At 52.8% G+C, this 19,931-nt stretch carries 21 protein-coding genes; 15 read left to right on the forward strand and 6 right to left on the reverse strand.

Annotated elements, in window-relative coordinates:
* Window positions 1–318: 318 nt before the first annotated feature.
* Both ABH899_RS08650 and ABH899_RS08655 read right to left on the reverse strand, forming a co-directional pair.
* Complete coding sequence (locus ABH899_RS08650) at window positions 319–477, reverse strand: hypothetical protein (RefSeq protein ID WP_009675476.1); 159 nt, start codon at window positions 475–477, stop codon at window positions 319–321.
* Between the two features lie 40 nt (window positions 478–517).
* Complete coding sequence (locus ABH899_RS08655) at window positions 518–979, reverse strand: Dps family protein (protein WP_369995590.1); 462 nt, start codon at window positions 977–979, stop codon at window positions 518–520.
* A 194-nt stretch (window positions 980–1,173) separates the two neighbouring features.
* On the opposite strand from ABH899_RS08655, the gene ABH899_RS08660 reads away from it, so the two are divergent.
* From ABH899_RS08660 to ABH899_RS08685, 6 genes are all read left to right on the forward strand, one after another.
* On the forward strand, window positions 1,174–1,632 hold the full coding sequence (locus ABH899_RS08660; RefSeq protein ID WP_009675468.1) for a DUF948 domain-containing protein: 459 nt from the start codon (window positions 1,174–1,176) through the stop codon (window positions 1,630–1,632).
* A gap of 147 nt (window positions 1,633–1,779) precedes the next feature.
* On the forward strand, window positions 1,780–2,115 hold the full coding sequence (locus ABH899_RS08665) for an STAS domain-containing protein (RefSeq protein WP_009675595.1): 336 nt from the start codon (window positions 1,780–1,782) through the stop codon (window positions 2,113–2,115).
* A 20-nt stretch (window positions 2,116–2,135) separates the two neighbouring features.
* Window positions 2,136–2,585: an anti-sigma B factor RsbW gene (rsbW, locus tag ABH899_RS08670; RefSeq protein ID WP_218229859.1), complete on the forward strand. Its 450-nt coding sequence runs from the start codon at window positions 2,136–2,138 to the stop codon at window positions 2,583–2,585.
* Complete coding sequence (locus ABH899_RS08675; RefSeq protein WP_103995048.1) at window positions 2,582–3,361, forward strand: sigma-70 family RNA polymerase sigma factor; 780 nt, start codon at window positions 2,582–2,584, stop codon at window positions 3,359–3,361. Before rsbW ends, ABH899_RS08675 begins: the two co-directional genes overlap by 4 nt.
* Window positions 3,362–3,454: 93 nt before the next feature.
* Window positions 3,455–4,396: a magnesium transporter CorA family protein gene (locus tag ABH899_RS08680; RefSeq protein WP_369995596.1), complete on the forward strand. Its 942-nt coding sequence runs from the start codon at window positions 3,455–3,457 to the stop codon at window positions 4,394–4,396.
* A gap of 147 nt (window positions 4,397–4,543) precedes the next feature.
* The gene (locus ABH899_RS08685; protein ID WP_369995598.1) at window positions 4,544–4,858 is read left to right on the forward strand and encodes a hypothetical protein; all 315 of its coding nucleotides are present in this window, start codon (window positions 4,544–4,546) and stop codon (window positions 4,856–4,858) included.
* Window positions 4,859–5,020: 162 nt separating this feature from the next.
* Here the strand turns inward: ABH899_RS08685 and ABH899_RS08690 are convergent, their stop codons facing one another.
* The 4 genes from ABH899_RS08690 to ABH899_RS08705 all read right to left on the reverse strand — a co-directional run bounded on the left by ABH899_RS08690 (window position 5,021) and on the right by ABH899_RS08705 (window position 7,199).
* On the reverse strand, window positions 5,021–5,350 hold the full coding sequence (locus tag ABH899_RS08690) for a DUF5665 domain-containing protein (protein ID WP_326053215.1): 330 nt from the start codon (window positions 5,348–5,350) through the stop codon (window positions 5,021–5,023).
* Window positions 5,351–5,477: 127 nt separating this feature from the next.
* Window positions 5,478–5,843 (reverse strand): YtxH domain-containing protein, encoded by a 366-nt coding sequence (locus ABH899_RS08695; RefSeq protein WP_369995602.1) that lies wholly within the window; start codon window positions 5,841–5,843, stop codon window positions 5,478–5,480.
* 79 nt (window positions 5,844–5,922) lie between these two features.
* Entirely contained in the window at window positions 5,923–6,183 is a 261-nt protein-coding gene (locus ABH899_RS08700; RefSeq protein WP_009675502.1) for a GlsB/YeaQ/YmgE family stress response membrane protein, read from the reverse strand.
* 101 nt (window positions 6,184–6,284) lie between these two features.
* Window positions 6,285–7,199, reverse strand: coding sequence for a LysR family transcriptional regulator (locus ABH899_RS08705; RefSeq protein ID WP_218229860.1), 915 nt, complete (start codon window positions 7,197–7,199; stop codon window positions 6,285–6,287).
* Between the two features lie 130 nt (window positions 7,200–7,329).
* Here ABH899_RS08705 and leuC point away from each other — a divergent pair, with 130 nt between their 5' ends.
* The 9 genes from leuC (at window position 7,330) to ABH899_RS08750 (ending at window position 19,913) form a co-directional block, all read left to right on the forward strand.
* The gene (gene leuC, locus ABH899_RS08710; protein WP_369995607.1) at window positions 7,330–8,751 is read left to right on the forward strand and encodes a 3-isopropylmalate dehydratase large subunit; all 1,422 of its coding nucleotides are present in this window, start codon (window positions 7,330–7,332) and stop codon (window positions 8,749–8,751) included.
* Between the two features lie 35 nt (window positions 8,752–8,786).
* Entirely contained in the window at window positions 8,787–9,395 is a 609-nt protein-coding gene (gene leuD, locus ABH899_RS08715) for a 3-isopropylmalate dehydratase small subunit (protein ID WP_369995610.1), read from the forward strand.
* A gap of 298 nt (window positions 9,396–9,693) precedes the next feature.
* Window positions 9,694–11,106: an N-acetylmuramoyl-L-alanine amidase family protein gene (locus tag ABH899_RS08720; RefSeq protein ID WP_369995613.1), complete on the forward strand. Its 1,413-nt coding sequence runs from the start codon at window positions 9,694–9,696 to the stop codon at window positions 11,104–11,106.
* Window positions 11,107–11,127: 21 nt separating this feature from the next.
* A complete protein-coding gene (locus ABH899_RS08725; RefSeq protein WP_009675537.1) occupies window positions 11,128–11,712 on the forward strand; it encodes a GerMN domain-containing protein in 585 nt (194 codons plus the stop codon).
* A gap of 38 nt (window positions 11,713–11,750) precedes the next feature.
* Entirely contained in the window at window positions 11,751–14,438 is a 2,688-nt protein-coding gene (locus ABH899_RS08730; protein ID WP_369995617.1) for an S-layer homology domain-containing protein, read from the forward strand.
* A 154-nt stretch (window positions 14,439–14,592) separates the two neighbouring features.
* A complete protein-coding gene (nth, locus tag ABH899_RS08735; protein WP_016424000.1) occupies window positions 14,593–15,252 on the forward strand; it encodes an endonuclease III in 660 nt (219 codons plus the stop codon).
* Between the two features lie 29 nt (window positions 15,253–15,281).
* Window positions 15,282–15,560 (forward strand): hypothetical protein, encoded by a 279-nt coding sequence (locus tag ABH899_RS08740; protein ID WP_009675599.1) that lies wholly within the window; start codon window positions 15,282–15,284, stop codon window positions 15,558–15,560.
* Window positions 15,561–15,759: 199 nt separating this feature from the next.
* Window positions 15,760–19,539 carry a dynamin family protein gene (locus tag ABH899_RS08745; RefSeq protein WP_369995621.1) on the forward strand — a complete coding sequence of 1,260 codons (3,780 nt, stop codon included), beginning with the start codon at window positions 15,760–15,762 and terminating at the stop codon, window positions 19,537–19,539.
* Complete coding sequence (locus ABH899_RS08750) at window positions 19,497–19,913, forward strand: hypothetical protein (protein WP_369995624.1); 417 nt, start codon at window positions 19,497–19,499, stop codon at window positions 19,911–19,913. The genes ABH899_RS08745 and ABH899_RS08750 overlap by 43 nt, the downstream gene beginning before the upstream one ends.
* The last annotated feature ends 18 nt before the right edge of the window (window positions 19,914–19,931 follow it).

Consider the following 19,931-nt stretch of genomic DNA (forward strand, 5'->3'; position numbering starts at 1 on the left):
TTTTCCTGACTGGATTAAGCTCAGTCCTGCTGCCGGACCGGATTACGCAGCGGCTGGCGGTGACAGGAACGGGAGAAGTATAAGGCAATTGAAGCCCGCCCGGAGTAGGCGTAAGACTCATTATGTCATCAAGATGTCCATACAGCTACTCCTGATTAAGAGAGGAGAGAGTTATCACGCCCGCATCGCGCTTCGTACAGCTCCGGCGTGATGCAGCGTCGCATGACGGTAAGTCAGACACCTGAACGGCGAAGAGAGAGCCCGTGTAACGAGACACAAAAAATCAGCCTTGCAAGAAGGCTGATTGAAGGAGATCTATTAAAATTTAGGGAATACATATTTAACGAGGAAGTAAAGGAAACCAAAGAAAATGATGAGGTAGGCCGCATATTTGATAAAAGTAGAAGCGACGGCGCTCGAATCCGATCTTTTCTCAATGTGCCTTTGCTCGATGTCGACATTCTTGTCTTGATCCATGGATAACCCTCCTTCCTTCACCAGATCAATTGCGGTAGTCTTAATCGTTTATGTAAGACTCCAGCATCCAGATGTGTTTTTCAAGGTTGGTGCAGATTTCAGTCAGCATATCCGCCGTACCGTGGTCGCCTTCTTTCTCGGCGGTTTCGATCGCTTCCTTGGATTCTTCCGTAATGGTGCGGAAGTCCTGGATCAGCGCTTCTACCATTTGGCCGGCATTGCGCTCCGGAGAAACTTCTTTGATAGAAGAATTCGTTTGGAATTCTTTCGTTGTGGAAAGCGGGCTTCCCTGAAGTCCGAGGATACGTTCGGCAATCGTGTCGAGGTAAAGATCGGCTTCTTTATAGAGTTCTTCGAATTTTACATGGAGAACGAAGAACGAAGGGCCCTTGAGGTACCAATGGAACTGATGCAGCTTGACGTACATGACACCCCAGTTTGCCACTTGCTTATTAAGTAAAGTTACGGTTTGTTTTTCTTTAGCTGTAGATGTTTTAGCCATTGTTTATTTCCTCCCTTTAACTCTGAATAGTCGTGTCTACAAGCTCATTACCCGCAGCTACCCCCGGCGAAACAAGGCAAATTATAGCGGGAAATCCGGTGTTTCAAAGTGCCCGGCAGGTGGTAAAACTGAGATAAGCCGGTCGATTCGGCAGGTTCATGAGCAGGGTTCACGTATAAGGGAGGGGATAGCTTATGATATGGCAAATTAGCTTAGCGGTTATTGCGATTGCCTTTGTGGTGCTCGTCGTTTTTTTGGTGAAGACACTCCGGTCGGTGACCGATCTCGTTGCCCAGACCAACCAGACCATTCAGCAAGTTCAGCAGCAGGTGACGGTGGTAAGCCAGGAAGCAAACGAACTGCTTCGTCATACCAATGAGGTTAGCCTGGACGTACGCAACAAGCTGCATGCGCTCGACAAAACCTTTTATACCATTAAAAATGTCGGGGATGTGGTAAGCGAGATTACGACTTCCGTGCGCCAAACCTCGGCTACCGTAACGAATACAATGAGAAACAAAGTGGAGAAAGAGCTGAACTCTCCGAAAAGCATCGTGAACCGAATCGCGCCTTTGGTTCCGGTAGCGGTCGATATGTGGAAGAGATTGAAGCAGAGCCGCACGACGAACAGCAAAAGCGTAGCCGTCAAGTAAGACGGCTTCTTACAAAGAATAGCCCGAAGCGGGCTGGTAAAAACAAGAAAGATAAAAAAGCTGTTTCACTTGGATTTATGCCGGGTAAAGTAAGTAGTATGTGCAGCAATTATAAATGGTGGGTCATTGACTAAGGAGGACAAATAAATGGTGCAAGAGAACAAATTCAGAATGGAAAAACAAATTACAGATGATGATAACATCATTTCTTTGATCGGGGAGCTGGATCTTTCCAAGGCATCCGAGTTTAATACAAACGTGGACCCGTTTGTGCAAGATGTGGGACGCAAACTAATTCTCAATCTTAAAGAACTGACATACATCGACAGCACGGGAATCGGAGTTATCCTTACGATCATCAAAACCCGTCACGCTTTAAAAGCGCCTTTTGCGGTTGAGAATATCCCTCCCAAGGTCCAGAAGCTGTTTGACCTTACGGGGTTGACACCGTTTTTGTCGGCTGTAGCGAATACTGTGAACTAAGAAAGGAAAGAAAAGGGTCTATGGAATCCAAAAATCGTACTGTGAGTTTAACGCTGCCTGCTGAAGCTGAATACATCGATCTCGTCCGTTTGACGCTCTATGGAATCAGCTCCAAGATGGGTTTCTCTTATGAAGATATCGAAGATATGAAAGTCGCCGTTTCGGAGGCTTGCAACAACGTTGTGGTTCACGCTTACGAGCCGGGCCAGGGCGGCAAAATGGAAGTTCATTTCGAAGAGGTGGACGGCGGCATTAAAATTATCGTGCAGGATCAGGGCCTCAGCTTTGACCATGTCACGAAAGTGGGTTCCGCCGACTCTTTGCACAACAAATCACTCGATGAAGTGAGCAGCGGCGGCCTCGGATTATATCTCATGCAAGCCTTGATGGACGATGTAGAGGTGAAAGGGGATCATGGGACTGTTGTAATCTTAACGAAGCTGGTCAGCAAAAGTGAGGAAATGGTATGAAATTACAATCCGAGAGGAAAGAGATGGAGCATATCCATGATCTGATTCGACAGTATCAGGAAACCGAATGCAATGATATCGCTACCTCTTTGCTTATTCAATACGAGTCTACTGTGAAAATGGCCGCAGCGAAGATGTCCCGCAACCGTCCGGATCTGTATGAAGATCTGATCCAAATCGGGCAAATCTCCCTGTTGAAGCTGTTTAAACAGTTTGACCCTTCTCACGGTGTGCAGTTTGATGCTTATATGATGAAGAGTATTATCGGCCACATGAAGAATTATCTTCGTGACAAGTCCTGGTATATTCAGGTTCCGAGACGGATTAAAGAAAAAGGATTTCAGATCCAGCAGGCGATCGATCATCTGACGATGCGGCTGGAGCGATCTCCCAATGTGAATGAGATTGCGGAAGAGCTGAGTCTGACTGTCGAGGAAACGATTGAAATTTTGGCCGGACGTGAATGCTATCATTATGTGTCCTTGGACATGCCGCTTTCAACGGAAGAGAACGGGTCGACGATTGGCGATGTACTGGGTACTCAAGTGGATGAGTATCTCAATGTCGACAATAAACTCGATTTGCAGGAGGCGCTGAGCCACCTCAAGCCTGAGGAGCAGAAAGTCCTGATGCTGGCTTACGTGGATGGATATTCGCAAAGAACCATCGCCCAGGATCTTGGCGTTTCTCAAATGAGCGTATCCCGTATTCAGCGCAGGGCGCTGGATAAGCTGCGCAAATATTTCGAGAAGAACAAGCCGGGTGAAGGAGCTTGACTCGTTCATGCAGCAATAGAACCTGCAGAAAAGAACACGTTGTTACAGCGTGTTCTTTTTTAATGACATCATACCGGTAAAGGAAGGGTGCACATGGAAGATAAAGAGCTGGAATCTTCATCGAATTGGGTTTGGCACGACCTGCATGATAAGGACGGAGATCTCAATGTAGCGATCGATAAGCTGCCCGAAGAGTTGAAGCCGCTCGTGAAACAGGCCGCAGCGGAACCGTTCGAGGCCCGTTTATATCGTAATAAAGGAAGTGAGCTGCTGGAGGGAGCTTTCTATTACGATTTTGACTCCGAATGCCGGGAAGGCACTCCGATCTTTCATTTCCTAGTCAACGAGGATCATCTGGTTACGATTAATTTCAAAGAAGAGCTGTTGGCTCCCTTCGATCCGGACTTGATCCGGGAACAGGCATTGAATGCCAAGAATGCGCTTGAAGGTCTTTTCGTTATCCTCGGCTATATTGCGGAGCGGCTGCTCCATGTTCTGACGGATTATGAGAAAAGAATGCGCCAGGTCGGGGAGCATATGAGAAAAAGAAACAATTCCAAGCTGCTGGACCGCATCCTTGACCGCCGGCACGAGCTGCTCGATATGACTAAATGGGTGCGTCCGCTCAAAGACACGATGATGACGACCAAAGAGCTGTTTGTTGAGAATATGGAAGAAGGATTGGAACACCGCAGAACGTGCATCAAAATCGAGAGGATTATGACGCGGCTGAAGCTGTATACGGAAGAGGTAGAGGCTCTGCTGGCTCTGGATACGAGTATTGCGAACTACCGGGGGAATGAGATTACGAAGACCTTGACGGTCTTTACGGCCGTATTTGCGCCGCCTACGATGCTGGCGGGGATATGGGGCATGAACTTCGAGAATATGCCGGAGCTGAAGTGGACGGCTGGCTATTATCTGGCCCTGGGTCTTATCGTCGCTCTTCCTGTGGTTGTCCTCGGCTGGCTTCATTGGAAGGGCTGGACAGGCGATATTATCAAGGGTAAAAGCAAAACTTCCAATCTGAAATAAACGGCCTGGTCCCGTAAGGGGCCGGTCCGGCATTTTGGATGGCGGGCGGTTGACAGAAAAAACGGTTTCAAGTAGTGGGAAACATGGGTAATTATTAACCATACCCAATTAAAATGAATTCCCACTATAATGAAGGCGGTGAGTCTTATGACAGTCAAATATACGATCGACTGTGAAGGCAGCGAGATTCTGGTTCGTGAAGTTGACGGAGCCACTTATCAGCTTTGTATACGTGCTAGTACGAACCCGCTTGGCAATGGGAATATTTTGGAAACGTATTCAGAATTTTATCGAGCGGTCCGTGCAGCCGATCATTTCTGTCAAACCTATGCTAAAGCGAAAGAAAACGGCTTTTACCTGCAGGAGACTTTCCTGGTAAAGCCGGATAAACATCCGATTCCGGTCAGCAAAATCCTGAATGAAGAGATGCAGAGCGAACAAGTGAATGCACTCTTTGCGTAATAAAAATAACGACAGTCCGGGGCAGAGCCATCTGCTTCCGGGCTGTTTTTTGTAGGATGTAAAAGAAAGGCAGGATGGGTGCCTATACGATATAGCCGTAAATAATATGGCCGCAAACAAAAAGACCGCCTTGAGCCGGTAGCCGGCTTGGCAGTCTTCATTTTATTTATACATATCCACGTAGGATACGAGCTTCGCGATAAATTCTCCTATGATCGGCATGGATAGAAACTGGGAAACGATCCAGCCGAGAAGAGCGACTACAACCGTCGTACCGATCGTCAGCCCCAAGCCTCTGGCCAGGCCGGCAGTGAAATTCGTGATAATCCGTTTGCGCGGATTGAGATAATTTTCGATCACATCTTTATACTCGGAGCGTTCCAGGATGGTAGCAAGGCGTTCCAGCGCCAATTCCTTCCGGCTCGGTTCCTGGGAAGGAATCGGTACCTCTCCAGGGACTCGGCGCTCACGGGTGGGAGAAGAATGTCTCATACGGAATGCACCTCTTTCAGTCAGTTTGAACGGCTCCTGGGCGGCTTTCGCCAAAACAGCCAGCTCTCCGCAGAGAAGCTGGCTGCCGATGCTCGGAACAATTCCAATGGGGTGTTCCCGAAGCGGTTTAGTTCATCGGTTTATTGGACTGATCCATGCTGTTCAGCATTTGGTCCGTACGCTCTTCTTTCATTTCTTTGACATTGTCGAGAGCGCGGTTCGTGGAATTCGCTGCGCTGCTGACCAGATCTTTCGAACGGTCAACCAGATTGCTGGTCTGTTCGTTCACACGGCTGGCAACATCCGCAACTTTCGTTTTGGCGTCGGATGCAAGTTCTTGACCTTTCGCCATCCATTCGGAATATTTGACCGAGAGGTCTTCCCTCATTTCACGGCCTGTTTTAGGGGCAAGAAGAAGGGCGGTGATCGCTCCTACACCTGCACCTACCAGAGTACCAAGCAATACGCCATTACCTTTGGATTCGTTAGACATATGATCCATCTCCTTTACCTGAATATCATTTTTTTAAAACACAAGATACATTTATAGAAATGTGAAGTGTTTCCGCGGTTTAAGCATTGGTGCGGTGAAAAGCGCGGCTGGCAAGGCCGATCAGGAAAACGAATAACGCCGCTCCGATAATAGCCGGAATGACAGAGAAGCCGCCGATTTCGGGACCCCAGCTGCCGAGAAGCAAAGAACCGAGCCACGCTCCGACAAAACCGGCCAGCATGGATCCCAGTATGCCTCCGGGCATATTGCTTCTGACGATCGCGTCGCCGATAATCCCGATGACTACGGCCATTATAATGGTAATAATGAAGCCTATCATGGTTCCACTCCCCTTTATCTTGTTGATTCTGCCGTACTTTTTTCTACCCGGTAGCGAACGAGATGAAACAAATGGAGGTTGAACGACTTCCGTTTGTCCGCTTATTCGAAGCTGCCCTGATCCTTCATGACCGCCTGAATCGTCTCAATAAAGGCGTCCGCCGCCTTCGACAGGTAACGCCCCCGCCTGTGGGCGATAACCAGCGTCCGGGAGGGATGATTCCGGAGCGGAAGGTGAACGGGAGACAGCTCGCTGCGGGTTCTTTTGGCGATCAGATAAGGTACGAAGGCGATGCCCATTCCGGCCGCGACAAGAGATTGGACCGTCTCCATGTTGGAACTCTCGAAGACGATATTCGGGGTGAAGCCGGCTTCCTGGCACAGGGCGACGTTGATTTTACGGAACCCCTGGCCTTTCTTGAGCGAGATGAACGCTTCGTTTTCCAGCTCGGAGATCGTGACAGGCTCACCGTTTTCCATGTGCCGCTTGGCAAGAGGATGGCTTGGGGGGAAAGCGATGACGATTTCTTCCTCCAGAAGGTGGGAGTAGACGAGCGAATCTTCCTGCATGGGGAGAGCGAGCAGGGAAATGTCCGTCTGGCCGCTGGTCGTCAGTTTCTCCAGATTGGCGGAAGTCTCTTCGACGAGAACGACCTCGATATCCGGGTAGGCGGCCTGGAAGACGGGCAACACATAAGGCATGATCGTAGAACCGGTGATCGGCATGCTTCCGACAACGAGCTTGCCCTTCTTCATCTGGGAGATATCTTCCATCTCCTGCTTCAACTGCTCGAGCGAATCGAGAATGGCCTGGGCTTTATCTACAAAAATAGAACCGGCGTGGGTCAACTCTACCGAGTTGGTGCTGCGCTGGAAAAGCAGAACGCCGATTTCGCGTTCAAGCTTGGATAACTGCTGGCTGAGCGAAGGCTGGGCAATATGAAGCTTTTCGGCCGCCCGCGAGAAGTTGCGCTCCAGGGCGATTTGTACGGCATATTGCAGTTGGCGAAGTTCCATATGAAGGCTCCTCTGATTATTGGTTTTACCTATGAAGGTTATAGTTATTATATCTTGGAACAATGAAGAAAGAAATGATAGCATAAGATTATCAATTAGATTAACGGAATCTTTATCTGGGGTGAGCGACATGAGCAAAAAAACATTATTCGAAAAAATTTGGAATAACCACGTGATTTACCAAGAAGAAGGAAAACCGAGCATTCTGTACATCGATCTTCATCTCGTACATGAGGTAACTTCTCCGCAGGCTTTCGAAGGACTCCGTCTCAGCGGGCGCCCGGTGCGCCGTCCGGAGCTGACTTTCGCCACAATGGACCACAACGTGCCTACGAAGGACCGTTTTAACATCAAGGACCCGATTTCCAAACAGCAGATCGACACGCTTTCGCAGAACTGCCGCGATTTCGGCGTTACCCTGTTCGACCTGAACCATGTGGATCAAGGTGTTGTCCACGTTATGGGGCCTGAACTCGGCTTGACTCATCCGGGCAAGACGATCGTTTGCGGCGACAGCCATACATCCACGCACGGTGCTTTCGGCGCCCTGGCGTTCGGGATCGGCACAAGCGAAGTGGAGCACGTGCTTGCTACCCAGACGTTGCAGCAGGCGAAGCCGAAGACGCTGGAAGTCCGCGTGAACGGCGCCCTGCCCGTAGGCGTGACCGCAAAGGATCTTATTCTGGGCATCATTGCCCAGTACGGAACGGACTTTGCGACAGGATACGTCATCGAATACACGGGCGAGGCGATCCGCGGATTGTCCATGGAAGAGCGCATGACCGTCTGCAACATGTCGATCGAGGCCGGTGCGAGAGCGGGACTGATCGCTCCAGACGAGACGACGTTCGAATATCTGCGCGGCCGCCAGTACGTACCGCAGGATGCGGCATTCGACCAGGCGGTCGAAGCCTGGAAGCTGCTGACCACGGACGAAGGCGCGTCCTACGACCTCGTCGTTGATTTCGACGCCGCTTCCCTCGTGCCGCAGGTTACCTGGGGCACGAGCCCGGGCATGGGCACGGGCGTCACGAACAGCGTGCCTAACCCGCAGGAAATGGCGACGGAGAACGAGCGTAAAGCGGCCGAGAAGGCGCTTGAATATATGGGCCTTGAGCCCGGAACACCGATGACGGAGCTTACCGTCGACCGCGTATTCATCGGCTCCTGCACGAACGGCCGCATCGAGGATCTGCGTCGTGCAGCGGCCGTGGCGAGCGGCTACAAAGTCAATGCGAACGTCAACGCCATCGTCGTTCCCGGTTCGGGCCGCGTTAAGCTGCAGGCCGAGAAAGAAGGCCTCGATAAAATCTTTATCGATGCGGGTTTCGAATGGCGCGATGCGGGCTGCAGCATGTGCCTCGCCATGAATCCGGACGTTCTCAGCCCGGGAGAGCGCTGCGCGTCCACATCGAACCGCAACTTCGAAGGCCGTCAGGGCCGCGGAGGCAGAACGCACCTTGTTTCTCCGGAGATGGCCGCCGCAGCGGCGATCGAAGGCCGCTTCACGGACGTGCGCGGCTGGACGTACAAAGTGCCGCAGGAAGCGTAACCAGAACGAGATAACAGGAAGCGAGGAAATCAATCATGGAAGCATTCAAACAACACACCGGACTCGTCGGACCGGTTGACCGTGTCAACGTAGATACAGACGCTATCATCCCTAAACAATTTTTGAAACGTATCGAGCGCACCGGCTTCGGACAATTTCTGTTCTTCGAGTGGAGATTCACCGAGGACGGCCAGGTGATCCCGACCTTTGACCTGAATAAGCCGCGTTACCAGGGAGCATCCGTGCTCATTTCGCGCGCGAACTTCGGCTGCGGATCTTCCCGTGAACATGCGCCATGGGCGATTCTCGATTACGGCTTCAAAGTCGTCATCGCGCCTTCTTACGCGGATATTTTCTACAACAACTGTTTCAAAAACGGCATTCTGCCGATTAAGCTGAGCGAAGAACAGGTGGAAGAATTGTTCCAGCGCACGGCGAAACACGAGGGTTACAAGCTCGATGTCGATTTGGAGAACAAGACGCTGACCGACGAGTATGGTCTGAAAATTGATTTCGATCTTGACGAGCACCGCCGCCAATTCCTTCTTCAAGGGCTTGACGATATCGGGCTGACGCTGCAGCACGCGGATAAAATTTCCGCTTACGAAGCGCAGCATCAAGAACGCCTTGCACTGAATCTGTAAACGGCGTGTCCGCCTCTTTTCCAATAGCCGTTCCCTTCCATAGGGAACGGTTTTTCGCCGTTTTCCTCTTTTCCAATATATCTCTTTAAATCTATCAAACTACCTCAAAAAAGCCGATATACAAGGTTATTAGGCGAAATAGTGCAACTTTTGGCATTAAACCTGCGTCTAACTCTATGTTCGGCGCCGTCGAATCTATGCTCTCGTTGTCCGACCGTAGCATAATTTGGTAGAATAGAGATGAGGCGGACAACTCGGCGAGAAGAGACGAACGCTGAAAAATAAGTGTAAGAGGTGTATGATGAAACTTTGGTCCACTGTCGCCACGCTGCTCATGATCGCTCTGCTCCTGCCCTCATTGGCTTTCGGTGCAACGTCCCCCCCAACCGCTAAAATCGTGCTGGACGGCAAGACGCTGACAACCGAAGTGGACCCGCTCAACGTGGATGGTAATGTGTTGGTTCCGATTCGGCAAATTTTCGAGAAACTCGGCGCCAAGGTGACCTGGGATCAGTCGAAGCAGACCGCGACTATTGTTCGTGACAGCATGAAGATCCAGCTTACAGTCGGTGACCGCATTCCGGTCGTCAACGGAAGCAGGGCTGAACAACTTGAGGTCGCCCCGATGAACGTGAAGGGCAATGTGCTCGTTCCCGTTAGGTTCGTCGGACAGAAAATCGGCTACGATTTCAAATGGGTTCAAGAAACCAGCACAGTACAAATTTTCCCGAAGAGCGGACAAGGCTCCGGTGCGGGAACACCGCCCACAACGCCGACTCCAACGCCGACGCCAACGCCGAATCCCGGCCAGGTATCGGATAAGGTGCTTGTGAAAACGATCCAACTGACCAAGGATCAGCTTTTGGTCGGAACGGACAAGAAATCTCCCCAGGCGAACGTATTCAAGCTTACCTCGCCGGACCGGATCGTCATCGATCTGCCGGGTACGGAGCTTGACGCTTCACTCGCCGCCAAACTCGTCAACAATGTCGGAGAAGTCCCTTCCCTGCATCCGATGGTGGAGAAGGTAAGATTTTCGAATTTCAACAACGATCCGGCTACCGTAAGAATTACGCTTGACATGAAAGCGAAAGCGGATCTTGCGATCAGTGCCGCAGCGGGACAGGCCAACCTGCTCGTTGGAGTTTTGAAAGCTCCGGAACCGGGTAAAACCAAATACAAAGTCGTTATCGACGCCGGTCACGGCGGAACCGATTCAGGCGCGGTTTCCCTGACCAATAAGAAAGAAAAGGATTTTGTACTGGCCGTAGCGAATAAAGTAGCGAAGCTGCTGGAGCAAGAACCGAACATCCAGACCTATATGACACGTTCCACGGACACTTTTGTCACACTGAAAGGCCGTTCCGAATTTGCCAATAACCTGGATGCCGACCTGTTCCTTTCGATCCACGCGAACAAGGCGACTCCGACAGCCGGCGGTACCGAAACCTTCTATTACGAGCGTGCGGACAGCAAAGCCTTCGCGAACGTCGTTCAGAAGCACTTGCTGGAAGCGACCGGGTTTAAGAACCGGGGAGTAAAAGAAGGCGATCTCCACGTCGTAAGAGAAACGAAGATGCCGGCAGCGCTTGCCGAAGTCGGATTTTTGTCCAACGCGCAGGAGGAAGCCCTTATGTACACGTCCGCTTTCCAGGACAAAGTCGCGGCCTCTTTCGTAGCTGCCATCAAAGAGTATTTGAAGATTTCGTAATAAGCAAGGAGTGGGTGTAGCATGAAGAAAAAACTATGGGTACAGGGAATCGTGGTAGGCTCTCTGGTGTTGGCGGTCGCTTCAGGCTGCGGCCAGAAGCAGCAGCCTCTGGCAAGCAATAACGGAGGTTCCACACCGGCGCCGGTGCAAACCGTCAGCCCTTCACCTGAGCCGACTACTTCCGTAAAGCCGTCACCATCTCCTTCACCGGAGGCTAAACAAACTGAGATTAAAGCTTATTACAGCGATCCGGATCTTACGAAGCTGGTAGAGAAGAACGTCAAAATTTCTTATAAAACCGAAGGGGACAAGTATAAATCGGCCCTGGAAGCTTTGAAGAAAAGCGACGATGCCCAAGCCGTACCGCTTTTTAAAGACGTGACGTTCCAGTCGGTTAAGTTCGAGAAGGACGAGCTCAAGCTCGACCTGAAATTGGGCGAAGGCGCACAGCTCGGCTCCGGCGGGGAACAGTTTTTCCTGGATGCCCTGAAGAAAACGGTGTTCCAGTTCCCGGAAGTGAAAGCCATCTACATTACGAAAGACGGCGGACAGGTGGAATCCCTGATGGGCCATATGGATCTGCCTTACCCGATTAAACGCAAATAAAGAGAGAACGTGCAATCGAGAGGAGAACACGGGCAAGTATGAAAACGAATAAAACCGCAATGTTGCTGGCAGGCGCTTTGATCGCCTCCAGCATTTCTTTAAGTCCGGCTTATGCGGACAACAAGACGACCGACACTTCGACATCGACACAAGCTGCCCTTGCAGCGGAGCTTAAAAAGAATTTTCCGGACGTGGTGAACACTCACTGGGCTCTGAGACATATTACTAAACTCGCGCTTGAAGGTATTGTTGAGGGCGATGAGAAAGGCAATTACCGTCCGGAGGCTTCCGTCTCCCAGCAGGATGTCATTATTATGGCCGTCCGCACACTGGGACTTGAATCCAGCATCAGTGAGAATACGTCTTACAATCTCCCGCTGAAAGTGGACACTTACGCTCAGAAATATGTAGCGGCCGCGATTGAGAAGAAGCTGATTTCCGTGGATGAAGAAAAGGACGGCTCGAAAAACTGGGGCAGCAAGCCCGCTTCCCGCGAATGGGTGGCGAAGCTGACGATCCGGGCGATCGGACAGCAGGAAACGGCTAACGGTCTCACGGACGACACACCGGCGTTTACCGATCTGAAGAACATTTCCGGTTGGGCTAAGCCTTACATTAGCGCGGCAACCGTTCTGGGAATCGTAGACGGCTTCGAGGACGGAACCTTCCGTCCGAAAGGGGAAGTCACCCGCGCGCAGATGGCTACGTTCCTCAGCAGGGCCGAGCGTCACAGCAAGAACTTGTCGACCCGTGTCGTTCGCGGTTACGTGAATCATGTCAGCGCGGATAAAATCAGCATCTTCGACGAGAAGGGGAAAACCACTTCTTACAAATTGACACCGGAGTCCGTTTTCTACGGAAACAAAAACGACAATCCGATCAATTCTTCGGAGCTCGCGTATACGTACCAGGTTTCCCTCGTTCAACAGGGCGGAACGGCTTATTATGCCGAGGTCCTCAAAGACGAAGACCGCTCCGAGAAGGTTAAGGGAACGCTGCTTAACGTGAAGGACCGCAAGCTTACGCTGGACAATTTCGAAGCGTACGAAATCGGCAGCGGAGCTTTGGTGCTTGATGCCAAAGGCCAGGAAATCAGCCTGTCTTCGCTCGTCGTGGGCAGCAAGCTGGAACTCCGCCGCAACTCCATCACGGGAAGCAAGGAATACGGCCAAGTCGTCGTCCGTGAAGTGCCCGTGAACAAAACGTCCGAAGGTACGGTTCAGAGCGTGAACGGAGACACCGTAGCGGTCGTGGACTTGACGAGCGGACAATCGGAGTCGTACACATTGGCCAAAAATCCGACGATCGTAGATGCGGATAACCGCCTCGTGGACAAAACCGCAATCAAAGCGGGAGACGCCATCTCCTACACGATCGAGAACAGCCAAATCACGCAGGTCAAAGTCAAAACAAGAACCGGCGTCAGCAAAACGGTTAAAGGTACTTTTTCCAGCCTGAGCGGGGATAAAACGGGTATCTTCTACAAGGAAACGGACGGCAGCTTCGGCGCCAGCAAACTATCCGCCAACGTACAAGTGGTGATCGACGGTGTAGGCTCGCCAAGCCTGTATGACCTGGATGAGAATGACGAGATGTCGATGGATATCGCGAACGACCAGATCGTGAAAATCACCGTGACGAACCGCTCGATTTCCAATCTTTTGTTCGCTACGTTTATCCGTTTCGATTCGAAATACAATCAGCTGAACGTTCAGCATGCGGACGGGACGCCGGGTGCGTACACGATCTCGGATAATACGGTCGTTACATACGGCGGTACGTCGATGTCGTTTAAGAACTATCCGGGCTTCGCTTCTCTCTTCACGGAGGGCAAGAAAGTCGACCTGAAAGTATCGAAGAACAAGGTGACGGCGATTCAGCTTTCCCTTGACGTCAGCGGCACGATCACGCAAATCAACACGGTAGCTAACGAAATGTCGATCCGTGCAAACAACGGACAGTCGTTTACATTCAAAATGTACTCGCCGGCCGTAGAAATTCCGAACAAAAGCGGCGCAACCCTCGCGGATCTTAAAATCGGGGATCTGGTAACGGCATCTCTCGATTACAGTCAAGCGGGCGTTACGAAGGTAGTCGTCGACCGTTCCACGCTCGTGAAGGTTCAGTATGTAAACAGCTCCCAGCAGGTTACGGCCGTAGACGAGCTTAACAACGGCGTGACGTTTACGCTGAAAGACACCAAAGTTGTCAGAAGCGACGGTACGTCCGCGACAGCCACGGACATTTTGCCGGATGATTATCTGTACGTGACGTATAAAGGCGGAAGCGTCGTGAAAGCGGAGATCGTAAGCCCGTCCCGCGGAAAAGTGACGAATGTGGATTCCGTCAACGGCACGCTGACCATTCAGGAGCCTACGGGCAAAATCCAGCTTTACACCATCGGCACGGATGCAGTGGTTAAGAACGGGACAACCCTGATCGGCCTGAATGCGATAAAAGCCGGAGATCGCGTCCAAGTGATTAAGCAGTCGAACGGAAAAATCAACGTACAGTTAGCCGCTGCGATGACCAAGACGTTCAACAGCTACGAGTACGCGGTGAACCAAATCCAGTTTGATGCGAGCGGCTCTACCGAGCGCTACAATATCCACCGCAGCGCCTACTATCACAAAGGCTCCGAAACCCTCACCGCGTCCTCTTTCAACAAAGGGGAAACGGTAACGGTTTACATCGTAGATAACAAAATCATCGAAATGGAAAAGTAAGGATTGCCTGACCGTCCTCTCCGTGAGGGCGGTTTTTTCTTTGTCCAAAACTTTTTGAAAAATGTTCGCATTTGTTTGCATCCTTCCATTGCAACCTGACAAACATTCCGCTACACTTGTAAAAGGAAAACGGGGAATTGAAGAAGAGGTACTCATGAATCAGAAGGTAAGGCACATTTTGGACACGATTGGTGAAATGTTTCCAGACGCGCACTGCGAATTGAACCATTCGAATCCGTTCGAGTTAACCATTGCGGTGCTTCTTTCCGCCCAGTGTACAGATGAAACCGTGAATAAAGTCACCCAGACGCTGTTTCAAAAATATAAGACGCCGGAAGATTATTTAGCCGTCCCTCTGGAGGAGCTTGAGCAGGACATCCGACGCATCGGTTTGTACCGCAACAAGGCGAAGAACATTCAGAAGCTGTGTCAACTCGTTCTCGAACGCTACGACGGCCAGATTCCGACCACGCACGAACAACTGGTTGAACTGCCCGGTGTAGGCCGTAAAACGGCTAACGTAGTCGTCTCCAATGCTTTCGGGGTCCCCGCAATCGCCGTTGATACTCACGTGGAGCGGGTGTCGAAGCGGCTTGGGCTGGCGGGCAAAGACGACTCCGTACTCGAAGTCGAGAAGAAATTGATGCGAAAAGTGCCTCGCGAGGAATGGACCTTGACGCATCACCGGCTTATTTTTTTCGGAAGGTACCACTGCAAGGCGCAGTCGCCGAAATGCGATATTTGTCCGCTGCTTGATATCTGCCCGGAAGGAAAAAAACGTATGAAAATCAAGAAAGTAAGCAAAACTAGTTAAAAAGAATGTGTAGTGAGGGATGAGTAGAAATGAAATGCATAGCTGTTTACACGAAAGATTTTGAACTATTTTCCGATTTGTACGAGACAATCATGAACACACCGCTCTCCGAAAATGAAGAAAAAGAAATTCAAGGCGTTATCGTCAGCGAATCCGGCGAAGTGCCTGAAAACTATCTCGAAAAAATGAGAACGAAACCGGAAGTGGTTGTCATGAAAGTGAAAGAAGGCGACATTACCATCCTTCAACACGGCGACGTTTTTGAAATCTTCCTTCCGGAAGAAAAAGAGAGCGCCGTGGTTTCCTAAACCGCTCAGCTCCGCTCCAACCGGGCTTCCAAGCAGGTTACCCGTCTGTCCGCCAGGGACACGCCGATATTTCGGCGTTGTTTTCCGTGCGCGACGGACGGGTTTTTGCGTATAAACAGAAATTGACTTCCGGAACACCCGGGATTACACTTAAACCGATATCAATGGCATGGGAGATTAGAAGGAGATTAGAAACTCAATGAATGTACTTATGGAGCAAAGAAAGGACGAGGTTCTCCGCGCATTCGACCGCCTTCGGGAAGAAATGAAGGGGGCCGGCGACGGTGCGCGGGTACGCAAGCTGATTCAACTGGAAGACAAGCTCGGCGGCGAGAAAACCGTCCTCGCGTTCTGCGGACATTTCTCGGCGGGCAAATCCACATTGATCAATACGTTATGCGGGCACCGGCTTCTGCCTTCCAGCCCGATTCCGACGAGCGCGAATATCGTAAGCATCGAGAGCGGGGAAGAAGGGGCGGAAGTCGTTCAGAGGAGTGAAGGCGAGGAAGAGGCGAGAATACGTCGGATTCCGCTGAGCGAACTGGACGCTTACTGCGTTAACGGGACGGATATCGAGGAAGTTCGTATTTCGTATCCGCTGCCTTTTCTCGGAGAGCACGCCGTGCTTCTGGATACTCCCGGAATCGATTCCACGGACGGGGCTCACCACATGGCTACGGAGTCGGCGCTGCATCTGGCCGATGCGGTTTTCTATGTCATGGACTATAACCATGTTCAATCGGAAGTAAACCTGGCTTTCACGAAACAGATGAAAGAGCGCGGCAAGCCGCTTTATCTGATCGTGAACCAAATCGATAAACACCGGGAAGAAGAACTTTCTTTCGACACGTACAAAGAAAGCGCACTGGAAGCATTCCGCAGCTGGGGCATTTACCCGGACGGGATGTTCTTCGTGACGATGAAGCAGCCGGACCATCCCCGCAACGAGTCCGGCAAGCTCAAATGGCTGCTGTCCCGATTGATCGGCATGCAGTTGGAGCTTCGCGAAGCGAGTGTGGACGCGGCGGCGGATCATCTGATCGGCGAGCATATCCAGTGGCTGAGGGAACAAAGCGAGCCGCAGAAAGCGGTCCTGCGAGAGCGTGTGGACGAAGAGGAGTCGGCCGGGGTACTGGCCGAGTACGAGGAGCTGACACGCCGCCTGAACGAAGCGCAGTCGCTGCCCGGCCAGCTGACGGACTCGCTGAGGAAAGAGATTGCGGCGATCATCGACAACGCGAATGTAACGCCCGCGCTAACCCGCGACAAAGCGCATGAATATTTGCTTAGCCGGAAGCCGGGCTTCAAGGTCGGCTTCTTCGGAGCGGCCGCAAAGACGGCCGCGGAGGTGGAGCGGCGTCTGGACGTATTCCGCGAGGATTACGCCGAGCAGGTTCACGCCCAGATGGACTGGCATCTGAGGGATGCGCTTCGCAGAGCATACAGCGGCATCGGCATGACCGACGAGAAACTGCTGGCCGATATCGACGCGTTCAGCGTGGAAATCACGTCTCCGTGGCTCGCTTCGCAGGTCAACACGGAAGCCGTGTTCGGAAACGAATACACGATGACGTATATGCGCCAGACGGCCGCGGAGCTGAAAACGGCCGCGCGCCGCTCGGCGCTCGCGATGATCGACCGGCTCGCCGGCCTTGCCGGCAGCTGCTCGGTCCGGCTCGATTCCGAGCTGGCGCCCGATCTGCGGCAGCTGGAAGAGCGGCTCGGCGCCCTGCGCGAGCTGAATCGCTTCGAGCGCGAGGAGGCGGCCCGCGAGGAGTCTCTGCGTGCGCTGGCCTCCTGGCCGCACGCGAAGGCGTACGAGCTGCCGGATCTTGCCGCCTACCGCGGCGAAGAAAGCGGGAAGCTGCGCGGGGTGCTGCACACGTCCGAGATGGAGACGATCCTGCGTGCGGCGCATACCGCGCCGGGGGATCGCGACAGCCTCGAGGACGGGGAAAGCGGCACGGCCGCTGCGCCGCAGAACGCTCCGGCTGTCGCGTCCGCAGCCCCGGCGGGCGGCAACGCCGCGTCCGGCGCCACGGAAGCGGCCGAGGGCGGGCTGCAGCTCGGCGCGAAGCGCGCGGAGCGCCGCGCGCAGGATCTCGCGGCAGCGGCGGATCTCCTCGGCGATATGCCGTCGATGAGATCGATTGTGCGCTCGCTGCGCGAGAAGGCCGAACGTCTGCGTCATAAGACGTTCACGGTCGCCTTGTTCGGCGCTTTCAGTGCCGGGAAGTCGTCCTTCACCAACGCGCTGATCGGCAAGCGCGTACTGCCCGTGTCGCCGAATCCGACGACGGCGGCGATTAACAAAATCGTGCCGCCTACGGCCGATTGGCCGCATGGAACGGCCAAGGTGCAGATGAAGTCGGCGGAAGTGATGCTCCAGGACGTGCTGTTCTCCCTGGATGTGCTGGGCGTCCGGGCATCCGCCATGGAAGAGGCGCTGGCCGCAATCCGCGGGCTTACCCCGGAAAGCGTGACGGCCAAGGGCAAGCCGCACTTTACGTTCCTCAAAGCGGTTGCCAAAGGCTGGCCCGATGCCGCCCCGCTTCTCGGAACGCAGCAGAGAGTCGGAGAGGATGCATTCGCCGGCTATGTGGCGGAAGAATCCAAGTCGTGCTTCGTCGAGTACATCGAGCTGCATTATTCCACGCCGCTCACGGAGCAGGGAATCGTGTTCGTGGACACGCCGGGAGCGGATTCGATCAATGCGCGCCACACGGGCGTCGCTTTCGACTATATCAAGAACGCGGACGCGATTTTGTTCGTGACCTACTATAACCATGCCTTTTCCCAGGCGGACCGTGAGTTTTTGCTGCAGCTCGGAAGGGTTAAAGACAGTTTTGAACTCGATAAAATGTTCTTTCTCGTCAATGCCGCGGATTTGGCCGCAAGCGAGGAAGAGCTGCAGGGCGTTGTCCGCCACATTGAAACGAATCTGCTTCAGCATGGAATCCGTCATCCGAGGATTTACCCGGTGTCGAGCCATCTCGCCGCCGAAGGGAAGCTGTCCCGGGACGACAAGAAGCTGGAGGCTTCCGGTATTGTTCCGTTCGAAAGGGACTTTATCCGCTTCACGCTGGAGGAGCTGACGGATATTTCGCTGCGCTCCGCCGACCAGGAGCTTGAACGGGCGCTGCATGTTCTCCAGGAGCGCATCGAAGGAGCGCAGCAGGGTGAAGAGGCTCGCAAAGCGCGTTTACAGGCGCTGGAGCGTGCGGAGGAAGCGGCCGTCCGTCTCCTGAAGGATACGGACCCTGCGCCTGTGCAGCGTGAACTGGCCAAGGAAATCCAGGAGCTGCTCTATTACGTGAAGCAGCGGACGATGTACCGGTTCGGCGAGCTGTACAACGCCTCCTTCAATCCGGCTTCCTTCCGGGAAGGGGGCGGGGACCCCAAAGCCGCCCTGCGCGAAAGCTGGCGCGACCTCCTTCGGATGATCGAATTCGATCTTCAGCAGGAAGTGCTGGCGACCAGTCTGCGGATCGAGCAGTTTCTGAACAAGCTTGCGAAAGGGACTTACGAATCGTGGGGAACCGGACTCCGCAAACTGCTGGAGAGCTACGAATTCGAAGCGTACGAATCCGTTTCTTTCGACACGCCGGATAACAAGCTGCCTCTGGAAGCTCCCGATGTAACGGACAAAGTGCTTGCCGCTCATTTCAAGAACGCCAAGTATTTCTTCGAAGGCGAAGGAAAAAGCAAGCTGAGGACGGAGCTTGAGGGCAGACTGAACGATCCGGTCGCTCGGTTCGTAGAAAGCGCCGTAGCTATGCTGAAGGAATTGTATGCGGGACATCTGTCGGATACGTTCGCGGTGCTGGAAGAAAGACATCTTGAGAGCTACCGCGAGCATCTGGAAGGCATGAGAGACGCGCTCCAAATGCGGACGGACATCGGCGTGCTGGCTTCGAAGCGCGACGAAATCGCCAAATGGATTCCGTCGCGGAGCGGAGAAGCTTCAGCCGGGCATTAAAAGGAAACGGGATCGCCCGGCGTCTTTGGCTGCTATCGATTGAAGCAGGCAACTGTTTAATGGAGCCCTGCCTCAGCGCGGCTCTGCTCTTTCAGGGAACGGAGGAGGCCGGTTTGTCCGTATACGCCGGGTCGGGCGTTACGGGGTGTACGACTGCGACGGCCGTCCTGTCCTTCTCCGGGCAGGATTTTTCTTGCCGCGCTGTATCGCAAGCAGGCAAACCGGCCTTGAGGCAGGCGCATTGGACGGTCAGAGAGCTTCTGCCGTCTTCGGTCCGCCTCGGCCATGTCGTAAGAGAAAAAGACCTTCATCGAATTTCGGGTGGAGGTCTTTCTTTTTTTAAGCAAAAAGGAGAAGGAACGGCACGCATTTAAAGACGAATTAGAGAAAAA

Origin of the sequence: Paenibacillus sp. RC84 (assembly GCF_041260495.1) — a bacterium.
Taxonomy (GTDB): domain Bacteria; phylum Bacillota; class Bacilli; order Paenibacillales; family NBRC-103111; genus Paenibacillus_F.